Source organism: Actinoplanes sp. URMC 104 (assembly GCF_051386375.1).
Taxonomy (GTDB): domain Bacteria; phylum Actinomycetota; class Actinomycetes; order Mycobacteriales; family Micromonosporaceae; genus Actinoplanes.
Genome location: NZ_JBPQTO010000012.1, coordinates 452,832 through 473,944, shown reverse-complemented (window position 1 = coordinate 473,944; position 21,113 = coordinate 452,832). Strand labels below are relative to the sequence as shown.

The window sequence follows — 21,113 nt, the reverse complement described above, 5'->3', positions numbered from 1 at the left end:
CGGCTCGTCAATCGACCCGGTACTGGTTGACGAGACCGGCCAGGATCTCGCGCGTGCGGTGCAGGTCGTCGATCTGCCTGGTGACCCGGTCCAACTCGGACCGCAGCCGCTCGGCGAGCCACGGCGTCCGGATCGCCTCGTTGCTGATGCAGGGCAGGACGTCCTGGATGGTCGCGCTGTTCAGGCCCGCCGCCAGCAGCGACTGGATCAGCGTCACCCGCTCCACCGCGGTCGGCGGGTAGTGCCGCTGGCCGCCGCCGCTGCGGGTGCTCGTGAGCAGGCCCTGCTCCTCGTAGTAGCGCAGCGACCGCGGGCTCGCCCCGGTCGCCGCGGACAGGTCGCCGATGCGCATCGGAAAACCTCCCGGACAGCCTTGACCCTGACACGGATGTCAGGTTCTAACGTGATCGTATGCCTGCCGCCACCACGCTCGTCGAGCCGGTCACGGTCGCCGGCCTCCCGCTGAGCTCCCCGTTCGTCATGGCCCCGATGACCCGCGAGCGGTCGCCGCACGGCGTGCCGACGCCCGAGGTCGCCGCCTACTACCGCCGCCGCGCCGAGAACGGCGTCGGCCTGGTCATCACCGAGGGCGTGCTGATCGGCCATCGCAGCGCCGGTCACCAGAGCGCCGTGCCCCGGCTGACCCCGGGCGCCGCCGAGGCCGGGTGGCGCCGGGTCACCGGCGAGGTCCACGACGCGGGCGGGCGCATCGCCGCGCAGCTCTGGCACCTCGGCAGCCGGCGGGAGCCGATCGACGGCTATCCGGCCTGGACCCCGCGGACGATGTCCGGCGGCGACTTCGACGCCGTCCTGCGGGCGTACGCCGAATCCGCCCGCGTCGCCGTCCGGGCCGGCTTCGACGCCGTCGAGGTGCACGCCGCGCACGGCTACCTGCTCGACGAGTTCCTGTGGCACGTCTCGAACCCCACGCGCGCCCGGCGGCTGTTCCCCGCCGAGGTGATCCGGGCGATCCGCGCCGAGATCCCCTCCTGCATGCCGCTGATCGTCCGGTTCTCCCAGTTCAAGGAGCGCGACCACGACGCGCGGATCGCCGAGACGCCCGGCGAGCTCGGCATGATCCTCGAGGCGTTCCGGGAGGCGGGCGCCGACGTGCTGCACGCCTCGCAGCGCCGCTTCTGGGAGCCCACGTTCGCCGGCAGCGACCTCAACCTGGCCGGCTGGGCGCGGCGCCTCACCGGCCTGCCGTCGATCACCGTCGGCTCGGTCGGCCTGACCCGCGACTTCGTGAGCTCCGGCCGGATGCGTGAGCTGCTCGAGCGCCGGCAGCGCGGCGAGTACGACCTGATCGCGCTCGGCCGGGTGCTGCTGGGCAACCCGGCCTGGGTGCGGCTGGTCGCCGCCGGGCGCCTCGACGAGATCCGCGACTATCACAAATCGGACGAGCAGCGGTTCTCCTGATTTTCCGGCTTTCCGCCAACGGAACAGGCCCGACTTGGTGGAATCGTCACCATGGGGGCCGAAACACCGAGAGCAGCCGTCCGCGCCTGGCGGGACAGGCTGGTCGACCTGGACGCCGGCAACCGGCTGCTCAACTTCCGCCCGTCCGAGCCCGGGACGCTGGCCATCGCCGGCCCGGCCGCCCCGGACATCGTCGCCGCCCTGCGCGGCGGGGCCGAGTACGGCTTCCTGCCCGCGCAGTCGCCGCCCGTCCCCGGGGCGCTGTTCCGCACCGAGCTGCCCGCCGCCACCCTCGGCGCCCAGCTGCGGCGGCTGCTGCGCAAGTCCCGGCAGGACTACCTCGACCGCGGCGTGGCCACCCTGCACCTGACCGTCGGCATGCTGCGCTGGCGCGACGAGGAGGACGCGGCCTTCGCCAGCCCGGTGCTGCTGCTGCCCGCCGAGCTGACCGCGGCCGGCCCGGGCGACGTGCCGCGGCTGCGGGTGCCCGACGACGACCCGGTGGTCAACCCCGCGCTGGTCCTGCGGCTGCGCCGGATGGGCATCACGATGCCGCCGGTGGAGGCGCTCGCCGAGCTGGACGTGCGCGGCTACCTGGCGCGGCTGCTGGCGACGGTCAGCAACCGGGGGTGGGAGGCCGACGAGAGCGTGCTGCTGTCGCGGCTGAGCTTCCACAAGGAGGCCATGTACCGGGACCTGCTCGACAACGAGCGGCGGATCGTGGCGCATCCGCTGGTGGCGGCGCTGGCCGGAGATGTTGGCACGTCCCTGCCCTGTGGACAACTCCCCGAGGGGGTTGCCGCGGGCGTACGGTCGGACCGCTCCCCGGGTGGGTGGGGGGTAGGGATGGCCACACCGCAAAAAGGCAAGATCGAACTGCCGCTCGTGCTGGACGCGGACGCGACGCAGACGGCGTGTGTGGAGGCGGCGGTCGCGGGCAGCAGCTTCGTGCTGGACGGGCCGCCGGGCACGGGCAAGTCGCAGACGATCGCGAACATGATCGGCTGCCTGCTGCACGCGGGCAGGCGAGTGCTGTTCGTGTCGGAGAAGGCGGCGGCGCTCGAGGTGGTGCGCAACCGGCTGACGGCGGTGGGCCTGGAGCCGTACCTGCTGGAACTGCACAGCCACAAGACCACGCGCAAGGAGGTCGCGCGGGAGCTGGCCGCCGCGGTGGAGCCGCGGCCGCCGGCGCCGGAGCCGGGTGGGGGCCACGAGAGGCTGGGCGAGCTGCGCGAGCGGCTGGACGCCTACGCCGCCGCGATGAACGAGCGGCGCGAACCGCTGGGCCGCACGCTGCACGAGGTGCTGGGCGAGTGCGCGGGCGCCGAGCCGCACGCGCCGGTCGTCGAACTCACCCCGGAGACGCTGCGCGCCATGGTGGACGCGGCGGACGACCTGAGCCGGTGCCGGCGGGCGGCGACCGAGCCGGACTTCGCGTGGCGGGGGGTGATCGAGCAGGCCCCGCTGACGGAGACGCTGCGGCGGGCGCGGGCGGCCCTGCAGGCGCTGGCCGCGGAGACGGAGCCGCACCGCGAGGTCGCCGAGGCGTTCGGGCTGACCCGGCCGGGCGACGCGGGCCGGCTGGCCGCGCTGGTGATGCACGCGAGCCGGCGGCCCGAGGCGGTCGCGGACGGGTGGCTGACCGGACCCAGCCTCGAGCCGGTGGGGCGGGCCGCCGAGCGCCGCGCCCGCCGGCTCACGGCCGCGCGTCAGGCCGCGGCGGCGGTGCGGGAGGCGGCGGGCGTCGACTGGCACGAGCTGCCCGAGGAGGAGCCGCCGCCGGTGGAGCCGCGCACGCTGACCGCCGAGGGCGCGGAGCAGGAGGCGCGTCGCTGCGCGGCGGAGGCGGACACCCTCGACGGGCTGCGGCGCGAGGCGGGCACGTTCGCGGAGCTGTCCCGGCTGGCGGCGCTCGCCGACATCGCGGGGCGGGACAACCGGCCGGAGCCGTTCTGGTTCGGGCCGGGGGTGCTGGCGGAGGTGTCGGCGGCGGCGTCCGTGCTGCGCGGCTGCGCCGACGCGGTGGCGGCCACGGGGGCCGAGTGCCGCCGCTGGTTCGTCGAGGCGATCGTCGACCAGCCCGTCGAGGAGCTCGCCGAGCGGCTCGCCCACGAGCACCGGGGGCTGCGCAAACTGCTCTCCGCGTACCGCCGGGACTGGAACACCGTCGCTGCGTTCGCGCGGCCGGCCGTCGCGCCCGCCGAGGCCGTGGCGAACCTGGGCGCGGCGGTGGCCTGGCAGCGGGCCCTGCGCGTACGGGCCGCGGCCGAGCGACGGTACGCGCCGCTGCTGGGCCGCTACCGCCGCAACGAGGCCGGCGTGCACGAGGCGCTGCGCCTGGCCGGGGACCTCGTCCGGCTCTGCCCGCCGGACCAGTTGCCGGTGGTGGCCGACCAGGTCTGCCGCCCGGTGCCCGACCCGCACCTGGTCCGGGTGGGCGCGGTGGCCCGGACCGTCACCAGCGGTCAGGGGACGCTGCTGGACGCCGCTGCGGAGCGGCGCGCCCGGGCGGGCAAGCTGACCGAGGTCGCCGCGGCGCTGCGGGCGTACGAGCGGGTCGTCGGCCGCCAGGTGGACCTCGCCGAGGCGGTGCGCCTGGCGCGGCTGCGCCGCCGGGCCGCCGAGGAGGAACGGGCGCTGGCCGCCGACCGCGAGACGACGCTGACGCTGAGCGCGGGCGGGGCCGAGGAGGGCCTGGACGACGCGATCGCCTGGGCGACGGCGGCGCGGCGGCTGGTCGGCGGCGTGGACCGGCCGCTCACCGGGGAACAGGCCGCGGCGCTGCGCCCGGCGGATGCGCACCAACTGCTCGAACGCGCCGGCGCCTGGGAGGACGCCCGCGACAGCGTCCTCGCGGCGTTCGCCCCTGCCCGGCGCGACGAGCTGGCCGCGGCGCTCGACGACTACGCGGGCGCGGTGCCGGCGGCGCTGCTCGACGACGCGGACGGGCAGGACGAGTGGCTCGGCTACGACCGGGCGCGGCGCGTGCTCGGCGAGGCCGTCACCGAGTTCTGCGTCGAGCACGAGCTCACCGGCCCGGCGCTCGAGCGGGCGCTGCTGGCCGCGTGGGCCGGCGCGGTCATCCGCGACGACGAGCGGCTGCACCCGGCCGGCGGCCCCGAACGCGACCGGCTCGTCGAGGAGTTCCGCCGCCTCGACGCCGCCTGCGCCGGACAGGCGCCGGCTGCCATCGCCGCGGCGGTCGAGCAGCGCCGGGCCGCGGACAGCGTGCCCGACGAGGTCGCCATGCTGCGCCGCGAGGGGATGAAGGAGACCCGCCACCCGGCCGTACGGGACCTGATCGGACAGGCGCGGCGAACGGTGCAGGCGAGCAAGCCGTGCTTCCTCATGTCGCCGCTCGCGGTGAGCCAGTTCCTGCCGTCCGACCTCACGTTCGACGTGGTGATCTTCGACGAGGCGTCCCAGCTGGCGCCGGCCGACGCGGTCAACTGCGTCTACCGGGCGGACGCGCTGATCGTGGCGGGCGACGAGCGGCAGCTGCCGCCGACGGCGTTCTTCGCGGCGCACCGGCCGGAGGAGGGCAGCGACGTCAACGACTTCCAGTCGGTGCTGGAGCTGGCCAAGGGCTGCGGGGCCTTCCCGGTGCTCGGCCTCGGCTGGCACTACCGCAGCCGGCACGAGGCGCTGATCGCATTCTCCAACCACCGCTTCTACTCCGGCCGGCTGACCACGTTCCCGGGCGCGAACGCCGACCCCGAGACCGGCGTCGAGCTGGTCCCGGCCCGCGGCGTCTACCGGCGCGGCACCACGCGCGACAACCCGGTCGAGGCCGAGGTGGCCGCCCAGCGCATCGTCGCCTGCCTGACCACCCGGCCGGAGCTGTCGCTGGGCGTGGTCACCTTCTCGGTGGCGCAGGCCGAGGCGATCGAGGCCGCGCTGGACCACGCGGCGAGCCGGCATCCCGGCCTCGACCGGCTGCTCGGGGGCGACCGGCTCAGCGGCTTCTTCGTCAAGAGCCTCGAGTCGGTGCAGGGCGACGAGCGCGACGTGATGATCTTCTCGATCGGCTACGGCCCCGACGAGCACGGCCGCGTGAGCGCGAACTTCGGGGCGCTCAACCAGCCCGACGGCTGGCGCCGGCTCAACGTCGCGATCACCCGGGCGCGGCGCCGCGTCGAGATCGTCTCGTCGGTGCGGGCCCGCGACATCCCGGACTCGGCCAACCGGGGCGTACGCCACCTGGCCGCCTACCTGGACTACGCCGAGCGCGGCGCCGCGTCGCTGCCCGGCCAGGCGTCCGGCACGGCCGACCCGTTCGCCCGGTCGGTGCTGGAGACGGTGCGCGACTGGGGCTACGACGCCCACGCCGGGATCGGCCTGGACGGCTATCGGATCGACGTCGGCGTGCGCGGCGGCACGCCCGGCGGCGGCTACGTGCTCGGCATCGAGTGCGACGGGCCGCTGTACGGCTCGATCGCCGCGGCGCGCGACCGGGACCGGCTCAGCGCCGAGGTGCTCACCGGGCTCGGGTGGCGGCTGCACCGGATCTGGGGCGTCGCGTGGCACCGCGACCGGGCCGCGGAGGAGGCCCGGCTGCGGCACGCGATCGAACAGGCGGTCGGCCCGCTGCCCGCGGCGGGGCCCCGCCCGTACCGCCGGGTGGACTTCGGCGCGCTGCGGCCCGTCTCCTGACAGACCGTTTCTCACCGATCACGCTATTGACTCGCCGCGCTCCGGTGTCCAGCATATGTCGCGTGACACCCGGGAGCGCCGCGGCGCCTGCCGCGCCGGTCAGCTGCGTTGCCTTCCGCGCTGACGGCCGTCGGCTGGCCGGTGGCACGCAGGCCGGCAGCGTGACCGTCCTGGAGATCAGCGACCCCGCGCGCCCGGTGACGTTGACCGAATTCGCCCATCGATCGGCGGTGCTGGCCGCGTCCTGGAACCCCGGCGCCTCCGACCTGCTCGCCACCGGCTCGGCGGACGGCGCCGCCGCGGTGTGGCGGGTCGTCGACGACCGGCCGCCGCACCTGATGAAGGTGCTCGGCGGCCACCCCGCGCCCGTCACCGGCGTGTCCTGGATGCCCGACGGCCAGCACCTGCTCTGCCAGCTGGCCGACGGCCGCGCCGCCGTGTGGCAGGCCTTCTCCGAGACCTACCTGGGCGAGCTCGACGACTGCGTACGCCTCGACGTGAGCCCCACCGGCCTGGTCGCCACGGTCGGCGCCACCGGCTTCGTGGCCGTTCGTGATCTTGCGCAGGCCCGGGTGCCGCTGGCCGGCCGCGCGGCGCCCGCGGTCGAGGCCTGTGCCTGGTCGCCGGACGCCACGACGCTGGCCCTGGCCCGCCGCGACGGCACCATCGAGCTGCGCAACGCCCACCTCGACCCGATCCGCACGCTGCGCGCGGGTGACGCGCCGCTGCGCTCGATCACCTGGTCGGCCGACGGCCGGCATGTGCTCGCCGGGGCGTACGACGGCACGGTGTTCGCGATCGACCCGTCGAGCCGCCCGGTGTGGCGGCTCACCGACCCGACGATCCGCACCTGCTCGCTCGCGGTCGGCGGCCCGGTGCTGGCCACCGCCACGTTCGCCGCCCGGCCGTACCTGCTCGACGCCACCTCCGGCACGCTGCTCACGCCCGGCCTGTCGCTGCCCGCGCTGCCCGCGCCCGACCGGCCGTTCCGCGGCGGGCTGCTGTCCGCGCAGGGCCGCGTCGTCACCGCCGGCCCGCCCGGCGACCGCACCGTCGTCGTCGAGCACGACCTGCGCGTCGGCGCGATCGACGCGCTGGCCGACCGGGTCGTCGTCTCCGCCGCCCACCAGGCCGTCCGGGTGGCCCGGATCGACCCGGTGGCGTACGAGGTGGAGCGCGGCATCACGCTGCGCGCGCCGGAGCCGGTGCGCACGGTGGCGCTGCTCGGCACCCCGGAGACGACCGTGGTGGTCGCCGCGTCGTACGACTTCCGCCTGTGGTCGTGGACCATCGACTGGACCGGGCCGCCGATCGGCCCCACCCCGGCCGGTGACTTCGGCGCCGGGATCGCCGCGCTGCAACGCCTCGACGAGCACCGCCTCACCGCCACCGACCACCGCGGCGAACTGGTCATCCTCGCGCTGGGCGCGGACGGCGCCCTGTCCGGCTAGTCCCGGGCGAAGCGGGACGGGTCGCCGGCGCCGGCGCGCAGGACCTCGGGCTCGCCCTCGGACAGGTCGACGACCGTGGTGGGCTCCGTGCCGCCCTCGCCCGAGTCGACGACCGCGTCGACGACGTGGTCGAGGGTCTCCTTGATCTCCCAGCCCATCGTCAGCGGCTCGTCCTGGCCGGGCAGCAGCAGCGTGCTCGACACCAGCGGCTCGCCCAGCTCGGCAAGGATCGCCTGCGCGACGACGTGCTCGGGGATGCGGACGCCCACGGTCTTCTTCTTCGGGTGCAGCAGCCGGCGGGGCACCTCCTTGGTGGCGGGCAGGATGAACGTGTAGGGGCCGGGTGTCGCCGACTTGACCGTGCGGAACGACGCGTTGTTGATCTGCACGAACTGGCCCAGCTGGGCGAAGTCGCGGCACATCAGCGTGAAGTGGTGCCGGTCGCCCAGGTGCCGGATCTCGCGGATGCGCTCGAGGCCGTCCTTGTTGCCCATCCGGCAGCCCAGCGCGAACAGCGAGTCGGTCGGATACACGATCAGCCCGTCGTCCCGCACGATCTCGGCCACCTGCCGGATCGACCGCGGCTGCGGGTTGTCCGGGTGCACGTCGAAGTACTTCGCCACCCCCGAAGCTTAGTGAACGCCCTCCGCCGTCCGGTGCCCGATCGCGTGGACGACGGCCGCCATGTCGGCCTCGCCGTGCCCGAGCGCGGCGGTCTCGGCGTACAGCTGCTCGCAGACGTCGAGCAGCGGCGAGGCCAGGCCGCCTGCGCGCGCCGCCTCGACGATCAGCCGGTTGTTCATCAGCACGTCGCGGATCGAGGCCTGCACCGTGAAGTCGCCACCGGCCAGCTTGGCCGTCTTGACCCGCGAGATCGGGCTCGCCATCTGACCCGCGTCGAGGACCCGCCGCAGCAGCTCCGGGTCGAGCCCGTGCGCCGCGGCGAAGTGGAACGACTCGGCGAGCCCGGTCACCAGGCTGATCAGGAAGGTGTTGACCGCCAGCTTCATCAGCAGCGCGCCGGGCACGGCCCCGCAGTCGAACACCTCGGCGCACATCGGCGCGAGCAGCGGCCGCAGCCGCTCGACGTCGGCCGGGTCGCCGGCCACCATCGCGACGAGCTTGCCCGCCTCGGCCGGCACCCGCGACCCGGAGACCGGCGCCTCCACATAGCTGCCGCCCGCCGCCCGCACCCGCCGCCCGAGCCCGGCCGAGTAGCCCGGGCTGGTCGTGCCCATCGCCACGACCAGCCGCCCGGCGAAGGTGGACACGCCGCCGAGGACCGCGTCGGTCGCCTCCTCGCCCGCGAGCATGAGGATCACGACGTCGGCGGCGCGGAACACCGCCTCGGGATCGGCGGCCCGGGCCGCGCCCGGCGGCGTGCCGCGGTCCGTGCGGCTCCACACCACCAGGTCGGTGCCCGCCCGCGCCAGGTTGGTGGCCATCGGCATCCCCATGACGCCCAGCCCCAGAAAACCCACAGTCATGCCGCCCACCGTAGGGTCGCCGGCCGTCCGCGGCGGCGGCCAATCCGCGACCCGTGGCGCCTGTGCCCGCCCTGCGGCTCCACGATTGGCGCGCCGGCAGCATGGTGCGCCTGGTGCTGCACCCCGAGCGGGTGAGCCGCTTCGCCGCCTGACGGTCAGCGGAACGGCAGGCCCACGGCGTCCGGGTCGACTGTCGTCGTCCCGGCGGCGGTGCGCACCTCGAGGCGGCAGCCGGCCGGGTCGCCGCGCTCGGCGGGCCACCACGCGCCCCACACGCCGCCGCGCAGCGAGGCGGTCACCCGCAGGCCGTTGGTGAGCACGACGTCGACGCCGGTCACGGCCGCGCCGCCGAGGCCGAACAGCTGGAAGGCGTCGATGTCGTCCACGCCCTCCTCTTTGGGCGGAGCGGTCAGGCTGCCGCCCAGCACCAGCACGGCATCGGCGCGGGGCCGGGTGAACGGCTTGTCGAAGACGGTGGCGGCCGCGCTGCTCAGGCCGTCGCGACCGCCCGCTCGGAGACCCGAGAGGGCGATGAGCGGGTCCTGCGGCGTGCCGCTGCCGAGCGAGACGTCCACGCAGTACGTGAAGCCGCCGCGCCGGTCGACCAGGACGTCGCGCCGCGCCGCCGCCTCCGGGCGTGCGGGGACGCCCTCGATGCCCACGCCGCCGACGCCCAGGTCGGTGCACTTCGACGCCCAGCGTTCGATGTCGCCGTGCGGGGCGCTCAGCGGGGGAGCGGCCTGCGGGACGGCGGTCCACGTCCCGTAGTCGGGCGGCGCCGGGTCGGGCCACGCGGCGATCACGGTCGCGCCGGTGCCCGCGACCACCGCGGCGAGCGCGCCGGCGAGGGCGACCCGGCGGCGGGCCGGAGCGGGCGCGGGCGCGGGTGCCGCCTGCGCCACCAGCATCTGCCGGATGCCGGCCCGGCGCCGCGGGTCCAGCCGGCTCTGCAGCTCAGTCATGACATCTCCTGTCGGGGTACGGGCAGGGCCGCCTCCGCGGTCGCCTCCAGCCGGGCGCGGGCCCGGGACAGCCGCGATCGGACCGTGCCGACCGGCACACCGAGCGCCACCGCGGCCTCGGCGTACGTCAGTCCCTGCCACACGCAGAGCACCAGCACGTCGCGGTCGGGCGGGCGCAGCCGTTCGAAGGCCTCCCGCAGCCGGGCGAGCTCGCGCTCGTCGTCGAGGCGCGCGGCCACCTCGTCGGCGTGGTCGGGGGCGGCCGGGGCGGCGCCGAGCCGGTCCAGCGCCCGCCGGTGCCGCAGCGCGGTGCGCCATCGGTGCTGCACGGTGCGGCGGGCGATTCCGTACAGCCAGGGCAGCGCGTTGCCGTCGACCAGCTCGACGTCGCCGCGCCGCCGCCACGCCTCCAGGAACACGATCGACACCAGGTCGTCCGCGGCGTCGAGGGAGCCGGACCGGCGCGCGCAGAACGCCCGTACCGCCTCGCCGTGCCGGTCGAAGAGCACGCCGAAGGCTTCGGGCTCGCCCTCGCGCGCCCGCCGCCACAGCTCGCCGTCGCCGGCCCGAGTCATGTCCGCCGTGTCGCTCACATCCCTGTTATGGCCGCAGACGGGCGCGGGTTCCACCCTCACAATGGCGGGATGCCGATGACAAGCCGCCCGGCCACCCCGGACGACGCCGACGCGCTCCGGGCGCTGATCGACCTGTCCGTCGCGGAGCTGCTCAAGGGCTTCCTCACCGACGACCAGATCCGCAGCAGTGCCGCCATCATGGGCCTCGACACGCAGCTGATCGACGACGGCACGTACTTCGTCGTCGAGTCGGACGGGACGCTCGCGGGTTGTGGCGGCTGGAGCCGGCGCGCCACCCTCTACGGCGGCGACCACTCCCCGGGGCGCGATGCCGTACTGCTCGACCCGGCCACCGAGCCGGCGAAGGTGCGGGCCATGTACACGCATCCCGGTTTCGCCCGCCGCGGGGTGGGGCGCATGGTCCTCGACCTGTGCGAGCGGGCGGCCGCGGCCGAGGGGTTCACCCGGCTGGAGCTGATGGCCACCCTGGCCGGCGAGCCGCTCTACCGCAGCTACGGCTTCGAGGTGGTCGAGCGGCTCGCCGACGCCCGCGGCGGCGTCCCCGTGCCGCTCGTGCGGATGCGCAAGGACGTGCTCAGCGGACGCCGCCCATGAGGCGGCGCAGCAGCGGGCTCAGCGCGAGCAGGATGCCGCCCAGGACGATCGCGATCAGGCCGAGGATGCCGAAGTACGCGACCTCGCGGTCCTCGCTGTAGTAGCCGGCGAGCGTGCCGGACAGGGCCGTGCCCAGGGCGACCGACAGGAAGAACAGCGCCACCATCTGGGTGCGGAACGCCTGCGGGGCCAGCTTGGTGGTCAGCGACAGGCCCACGGGCGACAGCAGCAGCTCGGCGATCGTGAAGACGAACAGGATGCCGGTCAGGCCGAGCAGCGGCACGCTCGCGGCGCCGGCGAACGGCAGGAACAGCAGGAACGCGACGCCCATGATGGCCGTGCCGGCGGCGAACTTGACCGGGGTGGACGGCTGGCGGTCGCCGAGGCGGGTCCAGACGGCCGCGAACACGCCGGACAGCACGATGATGAAGACCGGGTTGATCGACTGGACCCACGAGACCGGCATCTCCCAGCCGCCCAGGTCGCGGTCGAGGCGCTTGTCGGAGTAGATCGTGACCACGGTGAACTGCTGCTGGTAGAGCGACCAGAAGGCGGCGCTAGCGACGAACATCGGGATGAAGGCGAGCACCCGCCGCCGTTCCACGTCGTCGATGCGGTGGCTGGTGAGGATCACGGCGAAGTAGGCGACGGCGGCCAGGATCGACAGCACGACCACGATCGCCGAGAGCCGGTCGGCGGGGATCAGGCCGGTCAGGGCGAGCACCGCGACCAGCACCACGACCAGCGCCGCGATGCCGAACACCAGCGGCCGGCGCCCGGCGGGCAGCGGGTTGGCGACCTCGTGCGCCGACGCGGGCAGCCGCCGCCGGCCGAACGCGTACTGGGTCAGGCCGATCGCCATGCCGACCGCGGCCGCCGCGAACCCCCAGTGGAAGCCGGCCTCCTGCTGCAGCAGGCCGGTGAGCAGCGGGCCGACGAGCGCCCCGAGGTTGATGCCCAGGTAGAAGATCGAGAAGCCCGCGTCGCGGCGGTCGTCGCCCTCGGCGTAGAGCAGCCCGACGATCGCGGTCGCGGTCGCCTTGACGCCGCCGCTGCCCAGCGCGACCAGGACCAGCCCGGCGGCCACCCCGGCGACGCCCGGGATCACCGCGAGGGCGACGTGCCCGGCCATCACCAGGATCGCGCTGCCGAACAGCACCCGCTCCGGCCCGAACATCCGGTCGGCGAGCCACGCGCCGATCACCGTGGCGAGATACACCGAGCCGCCGTACGCCCCGACGATGCTCGTCGCCGTGCCCTCGTCGATGCCGAGCCCGCCGCGGGCCGCCTCGTAGTACAGGTAGATCAGCAGGATGCCCTGCATGCCGTAGAACGAGAAGCGTTCCCACAGCTCCACCCCGAAGAGGTTCGCGAGCGGCGCCGGCTGCCCGAAAAAGCTTCGTTCGCGCGAAATGGTTCCCTGGGCCATGACCTTGGTCGTACCCGCCGCGCCGCCAAGCATGGCGGCGAGCGGCCGGGAGGACCATGCTGCATCTGTGGAAACTGAACTTTTCATCGGCGGCAAGTGGGTCCCGGCGTCGTCCGGGAACCGTTTCGATGTGCTGGACCCGGCGACCGGCGACGTGATCGCCTCGGTGGCGGACGGGGGCGAGAGCGACGCGATCGCCGCGGTGGACGCGGCGGCGGAGGCGGGCCCGGCCTGGGCGGCGACCCCGCCCCGCGTGCGCGGCGAGGCCCTGCGCAAGGCGTGGGAGCTGATGACCGAGCGGGCCGACGAGCTCGCCAAGCTGATCAGCCTGGAGAACGGCAAGGCCCTGGTGGACGCCAAGGGCGAGGTGACGTACGCGGCGGAGTTCTTCCGCTGGTTCGCCGAGGAGGCCGTACGGGGTGAGGGGCAGTTCGCGACCGCTCCCTCCGGCGCGAACCGCATCCTCGTCACGCGCCAGCCGGTCGGCGTGTGCGTGCTGGTCACGCCGTGGAACTTCCCGGCCGCGATGGCCACCCGCAAGATCGGGCCGGCGCTCGCGGCGGGCTGCACGGTCGTGCTCAAGCCGGCCAGCGACACCCCGCTCACCGCGCTGGCGATGGCGGCGATCCTGGCCGAGGCGGGCGTGCCCTTCGGTGTGGTCAACGTGCTGCCGTCGCGCAGCTCGGGCAAGGTCGTCGGGCGGATGCTCAAGGACGCCCGGGTCCGCAAGCTGTCCTTCACCGGCTCCACCGAGGTGGGCCGGATCCTGCTGGCCCAGGCCGCGGAGAACGTCGTCAACACGTCGATGGAGCTGGGCGGCAACGCGCCGTTCCTGGTCTTCGCCGACGCCGACCTCGACGCCGCGATCGAGGGCGCGATGATCGCCAAGATGCGCAACGGCGGCGAGGCGTGCACGGCCGCGAACCGCTTCTACGTCGAGGCGTCGATCGCGGACGAGTTCTCGCGGCGGCTGGCCGCGCGCATGTCCGCGATGCGGGTGGGCCCCGGCACCGACGAGTCGACGCAGGTCGGCCCGCTGGTCAACGAGGACACCGTGGCGAAGGTCGACTCGCTGGTCCGCGACGCTGTGGAGGCGGGCGCGAAGGCCGAGACCGGCGGCAGCCGCCCCTCGGGCGCCGGCTTCTACTACCCGCCGACCGTGCTGACCGGCGTGGCGCCCGACGCCGCGATCCTGCGCGAGGAGATCTTCGGCCCGGTGGCGCCGATCGTCACGTTCACCGGTGAGGACGAGGCCGTGCGGCTGGCCAACGACACCGAGTACGGCCTGGTGGCGTACGTCTACACCGGCGACCTGGCCCGCGGCCTGCGGGTCAGCGAGGCGATCGAGGCCGGCATGGTCGGGCTCAACCGCGGCCTGGTCAGCGACCCGGCCGCGCCGTTCGGCGGCGTGAAGCAGAGCGGCATCGGCCGCGAGGGCGGGCACGAGGGCCTGCTGGAGTACCTCGAGTCGAAGTACATCGCCGTCAACTGGTGAGCCGCGGCGCGGGTCAGACCCGGCGGATCGCCGCCAGGCACTCCGCGTCGACCCGCGCCCACGGCTTGCCCAGCACCGACCGGGAGGCGGTCTCCAGGCCGATGCCCTGCTGCACCGCCTGCTGGAAGAAGGCCAGCGCCTTGCCGCGGCCGTACTTGCCGATCAGGTGCCGCAGCGCGAAGTAGCCCACCGCGTACCGGCCCGCGGCGTCCACGTCGGACGCCCGGGAGCCGGGCGGGGTCACGGCGACCGAGGTCAGCTCGTGCGAGCGCAGGAACCGGCGCAGGTTCCTGCGCTCCGCGGCGGCGCCGGCCGGGTCGCCGGCCTGCTCCACGTGGTCGGCCATGCCCTCGACCAGCCACCAGACGTCCTCGAGGCCGTAGAACGTGTTGTTGCGCAGCGTCGAAACGTGGGCCAGCTCGTGGCGCAGCAGGTCGTCGGCGAAGTCGTCGGTCAGCTCGCCGATCAGCACCTCGGTCTCGATCCGGTCCCGTCCGGTGGCCACGGCCTGCCCGGCCACCCAGGTGCCGGGAAAGCCCGAGTACCAGCGCCGCCACGACGCCTTGTCGGCGACGAAGACGCGGTACCGGTCCACCCGGCCGGCGCCGACGGTGTAGCGGTCGGCGATCGCGGCGGCGGCCTCGGCCCGGCGGCTGAGCTCGGTGAGCCGGCCGCGCTGGGCGAGCGGCACCGCGACCAGCGTCCGGCGGCCGGCCCGGGCGACCAGCTCGGTCGTCTGCCAGGGGCGGGTCAGCGTCCTGGTGTGGTCCACGCACTGGTAGCAGGCCTGCGTGGGCGGCTGGACGCGGAAGCCGGTCAGCCGCAGCCCCCGCGCGGTCACCCGCCACAGCGTGTCGAACTCCGCCACGTCCGGGGTGCAGTCGGTGTCCACGAAACAGTGGTCGGCGACGGTCTCGACGCGCCAGTCGCCGTTCCTGCTCGCCGGCGCCCACGGGTTGCCCTCGATCAGCTGCTCGAACCGGGTCACCCGCAGCGAGCGCAGGGTGCGGAACCGCCGGCCCAGCTCGGCCCGCGCACCCGGGACGGCGTCGGCCGTGTACGCCGCCAGGTCGCCCGCGAGCAGGGCGGCCGTCTGCCGCTTCAGCGCCGCGGTGGCCTCCTGCGTCACCCACGCCTGCCACTGCGAGTTCGGCGCCGACGCGGACGGCCGCGGCAGCGCCGCCGGCGCCGGCGGCACCACCGGTGCGGCCGAGGCTGCCGCCGCGACGGACTGCCGGGATCCCGAGGGCCACACCGCGACGGCGACGCCGGCGAGCACGACCAGCGCCGTCCCGGCGGTGCCCACCGTCCACCAGGTTCGCCGGGAAGGGGCGGGGGGCTGGGACGGCGCCGTATCGATCACGGCTGCGGATCTTAACGGCGCACCGGCGTCGGCGGCGCCCGGTTCCCGGGGGAGCGGCTGCGCGCTAGGTTGATCGCGGCGAACGGCACGCGGCGACGGCGACGCGACGGGGGACCGCTGATGACCGACAGCACGGCTCGGGCGATGACCTGGAACCTCTGGTGGCGGTTCGGGCCGCGCTGGCAGGACCGGCAGCCCGGCATCCGGGGGACGCTCGAGCGGCTGCGGCCCGACGTCGTCGCGCTGCAGGAGGTCTGGGCCGGCGACGGGACCACGCAGGCGCACGAGTTGGCGGACGCCCTCGGGATGCACGCGGTGTTCGCCTCGCCGTCCTACCCGCCCGCGCCGGCCGAGGCCGGCCGCGACGACTGGGCCGGGATCGACCTCGGGATCGCGGTGCTGAGCCGGTGGCCGATCCTCGACGACGAGGTGGCGGTGATGCCGGCCCGGCACCGCGACTGGGACCCGGTGGCGCTGAGCGTCCGGGTCGGCCACCCCGCCGGTCCGCTGGCGATCGTCGCGGCGTGCCTGGACTACGGCGTCCCCTACACCGACGACCGGATCGCGCAGGGCGACTTCGTGGCCGGCCTCGCCACCGACCCGCGCTTCGACGGGCCCTGCCCGGTGCTCCTCATGGGCGACCTCAACGCGGCGGCCGGCTCGCCGGTCCTGCGCCGGGCGGGCGACGTCCTGACCGACGCCTGGAGCGCCGGCGGGGGAGCGGCCGACGCGGTGACCCTGCCCTCCACCCACCCCTCGGCGCCGCTGGAGGCCGGGCCGCAGATGATCGACCAGCGGATCGACCACATCTTCTTCCGGCCCGGCCGCGAGGACCAGCACGTGCTCGTCGAGGGCGTGCGGCTGGCCGGCGAGCCGGTCGGCGGCGTGCACCCGTCCGACCATCGGGCCGTGGTCGCCGACCTGCGCTGGCGGGGTTGACACCGGGGTCGCGGCAGCGGCTCACGGTCCGAGCACGACGGTGCTCGCCGCGAGCCGTTCCGGCGGTGCGCCGGCCACCCGGGCGGGCTCGTAGAGCTGGATCTCGTGGCGGCCGCGGGCGGCCGTGCCCGGCACGGCGACGGTCAGGAACAGCTCGGTCACGCCCGGGTCGGTGGACGCGGCGTACCTGAGCAGCCGGTGGCGCACCGGCTTCCCGTCGAACCGGAGCTCCAGGGGGCCCTTGCGGTCGCGGTGCCGATAGGCGAGCACCGGGAGCCACTCGCCGGCGGCGGCCGTGCCCGGTGTCACGAACCGGGTGCACGCCGCCGCGGGTCCGGCCGCGCCGAGGGGATCGGCGGGCCGGGGCGCCGCCGTGGCCACGCCCGCCACCACACCGGTGAGAAGCACGCTTGTCATGAACCTGCGCATCGTCATCACGCTCCTTGGCGAATCTGTCGTTGCTGACCCTCCGGTTGTCCGGCGCTGCGGTACCGGGGCGGTTCCACGGCGGTATCGGACGGGTATCGCGGGCGTTGACACCCGGGCCGAGCCGGGCGGACAGTCCGGGAGTGGGTATCGCCGTGCTCGGCCCACTGACCATCGACGGCGGCGGGCCGCCGACCCGGATCGCGGCGCGCGACCGGGTCGTGCTGGCGGCTCTCGTGGCCGCCGGCGGCGATGCGGTGCGGCTCGAGCGGCTCGCCGAGGCGGTGTGGGGCGAGCGGCCGCCGGCGTCGTGGCGCAAGGTGCTGCAGGGCTGTGTCGCGCGGCTGCGCCGGGTGCTCGGCGCGGCGGCCATCGTGACCGTGCCGGACGGGTACCGCGTGGCGCTCGTACCCGACGAGATCGACGCCCGCTGCTTCGAGCACCTGCTGGAGCGCGCCCGCGAGCTGCTGGCCCTGGGCGCGGCCGACCATGCGCTGTTCGTGGCCGGTGAGGCGCTGGCGCTGTGGCGCGGGCCGGCCCTGCCGGAGCTGGAGGCCTGGCAGCCCGGCCGCACCGAGGCGGGCCGGCTCGCGGAGCTGCGGCTGGACGCCGAGGAGGTGCGGGTCGAGGCGGCGCTGGCCGCCGACCGCCAGGGCGAGGTGCTGGCCGACGCCCGTGCGCAGGTGGCGGCGGCGCCGCTGCGCGAGCGGCGGTGGGCGCTGCTGGCCCGGGCGCAGTACCGGTCGGGGCGGCAGGGCGAGGCGCTGGCCAGCCTGCGCCGCGCCCGGCAGGTGCTCGGCGCCGAGCTGGGCGTCGATCCGGGACCGGAGCTCGCCGGCGTCGAACGCGCGATCCTGCGGCAGGACCCGGCCCTGGGCCCGGCCCCGCGGCCGCCGGTGGAGTCGGCGGCGTGCCCCTACCTGGGTCTGGTCGCGTACGACGTCGGCGACGCGGAGGCGTTCTTCGGCCGCGAGGACGACACCGCCGCGTGCCTGCGCCGGCTGGCCGACGCCGGGGTGCTGGTCGTGGTCGGCGCCTCGGGCAGCGGCAAGTCGTCGCTGGTGCGCGCCGGGGTGGCCGCGGCGCTGCGGCGGCAGGGCCACGCGGTGACCGTGCTGCATCCCGGGCACCGTCCGGCGGCGCCGGCCGACCTGCCCGGCGCCGGGACGGACGTGCTGGTGGTCGACCAGTGCGAGGAGGTGGTGACGCTCTGCCGCGACCCGGGCGCGCGGGCCGCGTTCCTGACCGGGCTGGCCGGCCACGCCGTGCGGGCCCCGCTGGTCGTCGCGCTGCGAGCCGACCGGCTGGGCGAGGTCTGCGAGCATCCCGGGTTCGCGCGCCTGGTGGAGCGGGGGCTGTACGTCCTCGGCGCGATGCGCGAGCCGCAGCTGCGGACCGCCGTCGAGGCCCCGGCGCGCCGGTCGGGGCTGCTGCTCGAGCCCGGCCTGGTGGACCTGCTCGTCCGCGACGTGGAGGGCGAGCCGGGCGCCCTGCCGTTGCTGTCGCACGCGCTGCGCCAGACCTGGCGGCGGCGGGCGGGCCGCACGCTGACGGTGGCCGGCTACCGGGCCACCGGCGGCATCCGCGGGGCGGTCGCCAACACCGCCGAGGAGCTGTACGACCGCACGCCCGTGCCGTCCCGGCCGGTGCTGCGCGACCTGCTGCTGCGGCTGGTCGCGGTCACGCCGGACGGCGAGCCCAACCGGCGCCGCGTGCCCCGCCGGCTCGTCGCGGCCGGTCCCGCACAGGACCGGATCATGGAGGACCTGGTCGCGGCCCGCCTGGTCACCGCCGACGAGCACACGGTGGCGCTGGCCCACGAGGCGCTCACCCGGGTGTGGCCGCGGATGCTGTCCTGGCTGGACGAGGACGCCGAGGGCCAGCGCCTGCGCCGGCACCTGAGCTTCGCCGCCGAGGCCTGGGCGGGCATGGGACGGCCGGACAGCGAGGTGTACCGGGGCGCCCGGCTCGCCCGTGCGGCGGAGTGGCGCGACCGCAGCCGCCCGAGCCTGAGCGCCACGGAGGAGGCCTTCCTGACGGCCTCCCGCGAGCTGGCGGACGCCGAGCAGGCGGCGGCCGCGCGGCGGGCCCGTGAGCAGGCGCGGGCCAACCGCCGGTTGCGGGCTCTGCTCGCCGTCGCCGTCGCGCTGCTGGTCGTGGCCGGCGGCGCCGGGGTCTACGCCGGGCGGCAGGCCGACCGGGCGGGCGCCGCCGCGCTGAGCGCCGAGGCCCGCCGGATCAGCGCGCTCGCGGGAACCACCGCGAACGCCGACCAGTCGCTGCTGCTCGCCGCCGGCGCGGTGCGCATGGACGACACGGCCGTGACCCGGGCCGGCCTGCTCGCCGCGCTGGCCCGCAACCCGCAGCTCATCGGCGTGCTGCACGGGCCGGAACGCGCGGCGACCCGTCCGAGGGTCACCGCCGACGGCTCGTCGCTGGTGGTGCTCAACGGCGCGCGCGTCGGCGTGTTCGACACCGGCACGCACACCGGGTCGTGGCAGCCGCACGTGCCGCTGGCCGGGGCGGTGCCGGGCGCCGCGGCGATCCGGGCGGACGGCGAGCAGGTCGCCCTCCCGTACGGGCTGCTCGACGCGCCTGCCGTCCGCCTGGTCGACACCCGGCGCCCGTCCGCCCGGTCCGTGCGGCCCGGCCGTCTGGCGTTCGACTCGATCGCCGCGGCCGCCGCGTACAGCCCCGACGGCCGGCGGCTCGCCGTCGTCTATCAGCAGGAGCAGCACGAGGCCGCCGAGGTGCGGATCTGGACCCTCGACGACCCCGACTGGCCGCCTTCGGCCGTGGCCGTGCCGTGGCTCACCGACGTCGCCGGGTTCAGTCCGGACGGCCGCGTGCTCTACACCGCCGGGCCCGGCGGCCAGGTGGTGCTCGACGCCCTCACCGGCCGCCGCCTGCGGTCGTCACCGCTGCCCGGGCCGCCGCTCGAGCTCAGCCCGGACGGCCGGGTGCTCGCCGTGGCGTCGCCGGGCGACGGCGGCGTGGTGCTCGTCGACGCGGGGTCGGGACGCGAACGGGCCCGGCTCTCCGGCGGCAGCCGGATCCGGCAGCTCCGGTTCTCGCCGGACGGCCGGCTGCTGGCCGGGGCCGCCGGCGACAACACCACGACGGTGTGGGCGACCGCGACCGGCGAGCCCGTCGAGGTGCTGCACGGGCACGCCACCGGCGTGACCGGCCTGGCGTTCGGCCGGGACGGCGGCACGCTCTACACCAGCGACGGGGACGGCTCGACGCTGGTCTGGGACCTGCGCGGGGACCGTCGGGTGCTCGCGCGGCGGGCCCTGGAGCGCGACCCGGGCCGCGCGGACGGCGGCGTCGTGGTCTCGCCCGGCGTGGGCGCCGCCGTCTTCCGCGCCCGGGCGGCGCGCGAGCCGCTGCGGGTGGTCGACCTGCGCAACGGCCGGACCGTCGCAGAGATCCTCCACCGGGGTGCCCGGGTGCTGGGCGTCGCCTGGCGGCCCGACGGCGCCCGGCTGGCCACCACCGACGACCGGGGGCACGTCGAGGTCTGGGACCCGCGGACGGGCCGGCGGGTGGCGGGACGGCAGGTGTCGCACGTCGCCGTGCCCGGCGTGGCCTGGTCGCCCGACGGCCGCCGGCTGATCGTCACCGACGACCGGGTGCTGCAGCTCGACGCGGCCTCCCTGCAGCCGGTGGCCGACCTGCTGCGGCTTCCCGGCGGGCCGGCCGGGCGGCCGGCGATCGCTCCGGACGGCCGGGCGGTGGTGGCCTTCGAGGGCGTGGCCGGCGAAGCGGCGCCGGCCGACGCGTCCCGCTCGGTCACGTACGCCGACCTGTCCGGCGCGACGGCCCGCACCTGGACGGTCGGGGTGGGCGGCGTCGCGGGCGCCTTCTCCCCGGACGGCCGCCGGTTCGCCGCCGCCGGCGGCAACGGCGAGGTGGTGCTGCTCGAGGCCGGCGGTGCGCCGGTGCGCCCGCCGGTCGCGGCCCACGACGGCCCGGCGGGCCCGGTGGCGTTCTCGGCCGACGGCCGGACCGTCGTCGTGGGCGGCGCCGACGGCCGGGTGACCGTGTGGGACGGCCGCACCGGCGAGCCGCTGGGCGGGATCGCCGCGGCCCGGCCCGGCGTCCGGACCCATCCGGCCTTCCTGCCCGACGGCCACACCGTGGTGATCGTGTCCTCGGACGGCGCCGTGCACACCTGGGACGCCCGGCCGCGGGCGTGGATCGCCCACGCCTGCCGGATCGCCGGGCGTGACCTCACCCCGGAGGAACGCACCCGGGTCGCCGGCGACCACCTGCCCGCCTCGCCCTGCTGAGCGCCGT

Annotated in this window: 15 protein-coding genes; 7 read left to right on the top strand and 8 right to left on the bottom strand. The window is 76.0% G+C overall.

Translation table 11 applies throughout. From position 1 onward, the window contains the following. Positions 1-7: 7 nt before the first annotated feature. Positions 8-352 carry a MerR family transcriptional regulator gene (locus ACSNN8_RS41115; protein WP_436656479.1) on the bottom strand — a complete coding sequence of 115 codons (345 nt, stop codon included), beginning with the start codon at positions 350-352 and terminating at the stop codon, positions 8-10. A 59-nt stretch (positions 353-411) separates the two neighbouring features. Between ACSNN8_RS41115 and ACSNN8_RS41110 the strand changes: the two genes are divergently transcribed. From ACSNN8_RS41110 to ACSNN8_RS41100, 3 genes are all read left to right on the top strand, one after another. Then, positions 412-1,419 (top strand): 12-oxophytodienoate reductase, encoded by a 1,008-nt coding sequence (locus tag ACSNN8_RS41110; protein WP_436656477.1) that lies wholly within the window; start codon positions 412-414, stop codon positions 1,417-1,419. A 51-nt stretch (positions 1,420-1,470) separates the two neighbouring features. Continuing rightward, complete coding sequence (locus tag ACSNN8_RS41105; RefSeq protein ID WP_436656475.1) at positions 1,471-6,072, top strand: DUF4011 domain-containing protein; 4,602 nt, start codon at positions 1,471-1,473, stop codon at positions 6,070-6,072. Positions 6,073-6,134: 62 nt separating this feature from the next. Continuing rightward, positions 6,135-7,523: a WD40 repeat domain-containing protein gene (locus ACSNN8_RS41100; protein ID WP_436656473.1), complete on the top strand. Its 1,389-nt coding sequence runs from the start codon at positions 6,135-6,137 to the stop codon at positions 7,521-7,523. On the opposite strand, the gene ACSNN8_RS41095 is transcribed toward ACSNN8_RS41100, so the two are convergent. The 4 genes from ACSNN8_RS41095 to ACSNN8_RS41080 form a co-directional block, all read right to left on the bottom strand. After that, positions 7,520-8,146 carry an L-threonylcarbamoyladenylate synthase gene (locus tag ACSNN8_RS41095; protein ID WP_436656471.1) on the bottom strand — a complete coding sequence of 209 codons (627 nt, stop codon included), beginning with the start codon at positions 8,144-8,146 and terminating at the stop codon, positions 7,520-7,522. The genes ACSNN8_RS41100 and ACSNN8_RS41095 overlap by 4 nt on opposite strands. Positions 8,147-8,155: 9 nt before the next feature. Further along, the gene (locus ACSNN8_RS41090) at positions 8,156-9,010 is read right to left on the bottom strand and encodes an NAD(P)-dependent oxidoreductase (protein ID WP_436656469.1); all 855 of its coding nucleotides are present in this window, start codon (positions 9,008-9,010) and stop codon (positions 8,156-8,158) included. Between the two features lie 155 nt (positions 9,011-9,165). Further along, complete coding sequence (locus ACSNN8_RS41085) at positions 9,166-9,972, bottom strand: hypothetical protein (protein ID WP_436656467.1); 807 nt, start codon at positions 9,970-9,972, stop codon at positions 9,166-9,168. Beyond that, entirely contained in the window at positions 9,969-10,565 is a 597-nt protein-coding gene (locus tag ACSNN8_RS41080) for an RNA polymerase sigma factor (RefSeq protein WP_436656465.1), read from the bottom strand. The genes ACSNN8_RS41085 and ACSNN8_RS41080 overlap by 4 nt, the downstream gene beginning before the upstream one ends. 51 nt (positions 10,566-10,616) lie before the next feature. On the opposite strand from ACSNN8_RS41080, the gene ACSNN8_RS41075 reads away from it, so the two are divergent. Continuing rightward, positions 10,617-11,162, top strand: coding sequence for a GNAT family N-acetyltransferase (locus ACSNN8_RS41075; protein WP_436656463.1), 546 nt, complete (start codon positions 10,617-10,619; stop codon positions 11,160-11,162). On the opposite strand, the gene ACSNN8_RS41070 is transcribed toward ACSNN8_RS41075, so the two are convergent. Then, positions 11,143-12,591, bottom strand: a complete 1,449-nt coding sequence (locus ACSNN8_RS41070; protein ID WP_436656461.1) for a peptide MFS transporter — start codon at positions 12,589-12,591, stop codon at positions 11,143-11,145. The genes ACSNN8_RS41075 and ACSNN8_RS41070 overlap by 20 nt on opposite strands. Positions 12,592-12,658: 67 nt before the next feature. Here ACSNN8_RS41070 and ACSNN8_RS41065 point away from each other — a divergent pair, with 67 nt between their 5' ends. After that, the gene (locus ACSNN8_RS41065) at positions 12,659-14,086 is read left to right on the top strand and encodes an NAD-dependent succinate-semialdehyde dehydrogenase (RefSeq protein WP_436656459.1); all 1,428 of its coding nucleotides are present in this window, start codon (positions 12,659-12,661) and stop codon (positions 14,084-14,086) included. 13 nt (positions 14,087-14,099) lie between these two features. On the opposite strand, the gene ACSNN8_RS41060 is transcribed toward ACSNN8_RS41065, so the two are convergent. Continuing rightward, complete coding sequence (locus ACSNN8_RS41060) at positions 14,100-15,449, bottom strand: hypothetical protein (RefSeq protein ID WP_436656457.1); 1,350 nt, start codon at positions 15,447-15,449, stop codon at positions 14,100-14,102. A 120-nt stretch (positions 15,450-15,569) separates the two neighbouring features. Between ACSNN8_RS41060 and ACSNN8_RS41055 the strand changes: the two genes are divergently transcribed. Beyond that, on the top strand, positions 15,570-16,388 hold the full coding sequence (locus tag ACSNN8_RS41055; protein ID WP_436656455.1) for an endonuclease/exonuclease/phosphatase family protein: 819 nt from the start codon (positions 15,570-15,572) through the stop codon (positions 16,386-16,388). 21 nt (positions 16,389-16,409) lie between these two features. Here ACSNN8_RS41055 and ACSNN8_RS41050 read toward each other — a convergent pair whose 3' ends face one another. Beyond that, the gene (locus ACSNN8_RS41050) at positions 16,410-16,805 is read right to left on the bottom strand and encodes a hypothetical protein (protein WP_436656453.1); all 396 of its coding nucleotides are present in this window, start codon (positions 16,803-16,805) and stop codon (positions 16,410-16,412) included. Positions 16,806-16,957: 152 nt separating this feature from the next. On the opposite strand from ACSNN8_RS41050, the gene ACSNN8_RS41045 reads away from it, so the two are divergent. Next, complete coding sequence (locus tag ACSNN8_RS41045; protein ID WP_436656451.1) at positions 16,958-21,106, top strand: nSTAND1 domain-containing NTPase; 4,149 nt, start codon at positions 16,958-16,960, stop codon at positions 21,104-21,106. The last annotated feature ends 7 nt before the right edge of the window (positions 21,107-21,113 follow it).

Coding starts and splice junctions, on each gene's coding strand:
- ACSNN8_RS41115 (WP_436656479.1), bottom strand. CDS start 352: ATGCGCATCGGCGACCTGTCCGCGGCGACCGGGGCGAGCCCGCGGTCG.
- ACSNN8_RS41110 (WP_436656477.1), top strand. CDS start 412: ATGCCTGCCGCCACCACGCTCGTCGAGCCGGTCACGGTCGCCGGCCTC.
- ACSNN8_RS41105 (WP_436656475.1), top strand. CDS start 1,471: ATGGGGGCCGAAACACCGAGAGCAGCCGTCCGCGCCTGGCGGGACAGG.
- ACSNN8_RS41090 (WP_436656469.1), bottom strand. CDS start 9,010: ATGACTGTGGGTTTTCTGGGGCTGGGCGTCATGGGGATGCCGATGGCC.
- ACSNN8_RS41085 (WP_436656467.1), bottom strand. CDS start 9,972: ATGACTGAGCTGCAGAGCCGGCTGGACCCGCGGCGCCGGGCCGGCATC.
- ACSNN8_RS41075 (WP_436656463.1), top strand. CDS start 10,617: ATGCCGATGACAAGCCGCCCGGCCACCCCGGACGACGCCGACGCGCTC.
- ACSNN8_RS41070 (WP_436656461.1), bottom strand. CDS start 12,591: ATGGCCCAGGGAACCATTTCGCGCGAACGAAGCTTTTTCGGGCAGCCG.
- ACSNN8_RS41055 (WP_436656455.1), top strand. CDS start 15,570: ATGACCGACAGCACGGCTCGGGCGATGACCTGGAACCTCTGGTGGCGG.
- ACSNN8_RS41050 (WP_436656453.1), bottom strand. CDS start 16,805: ATGACAAGCGTGCTTCTCACCGGTGTGGTGGCGGGCGTGGCCACGGCG.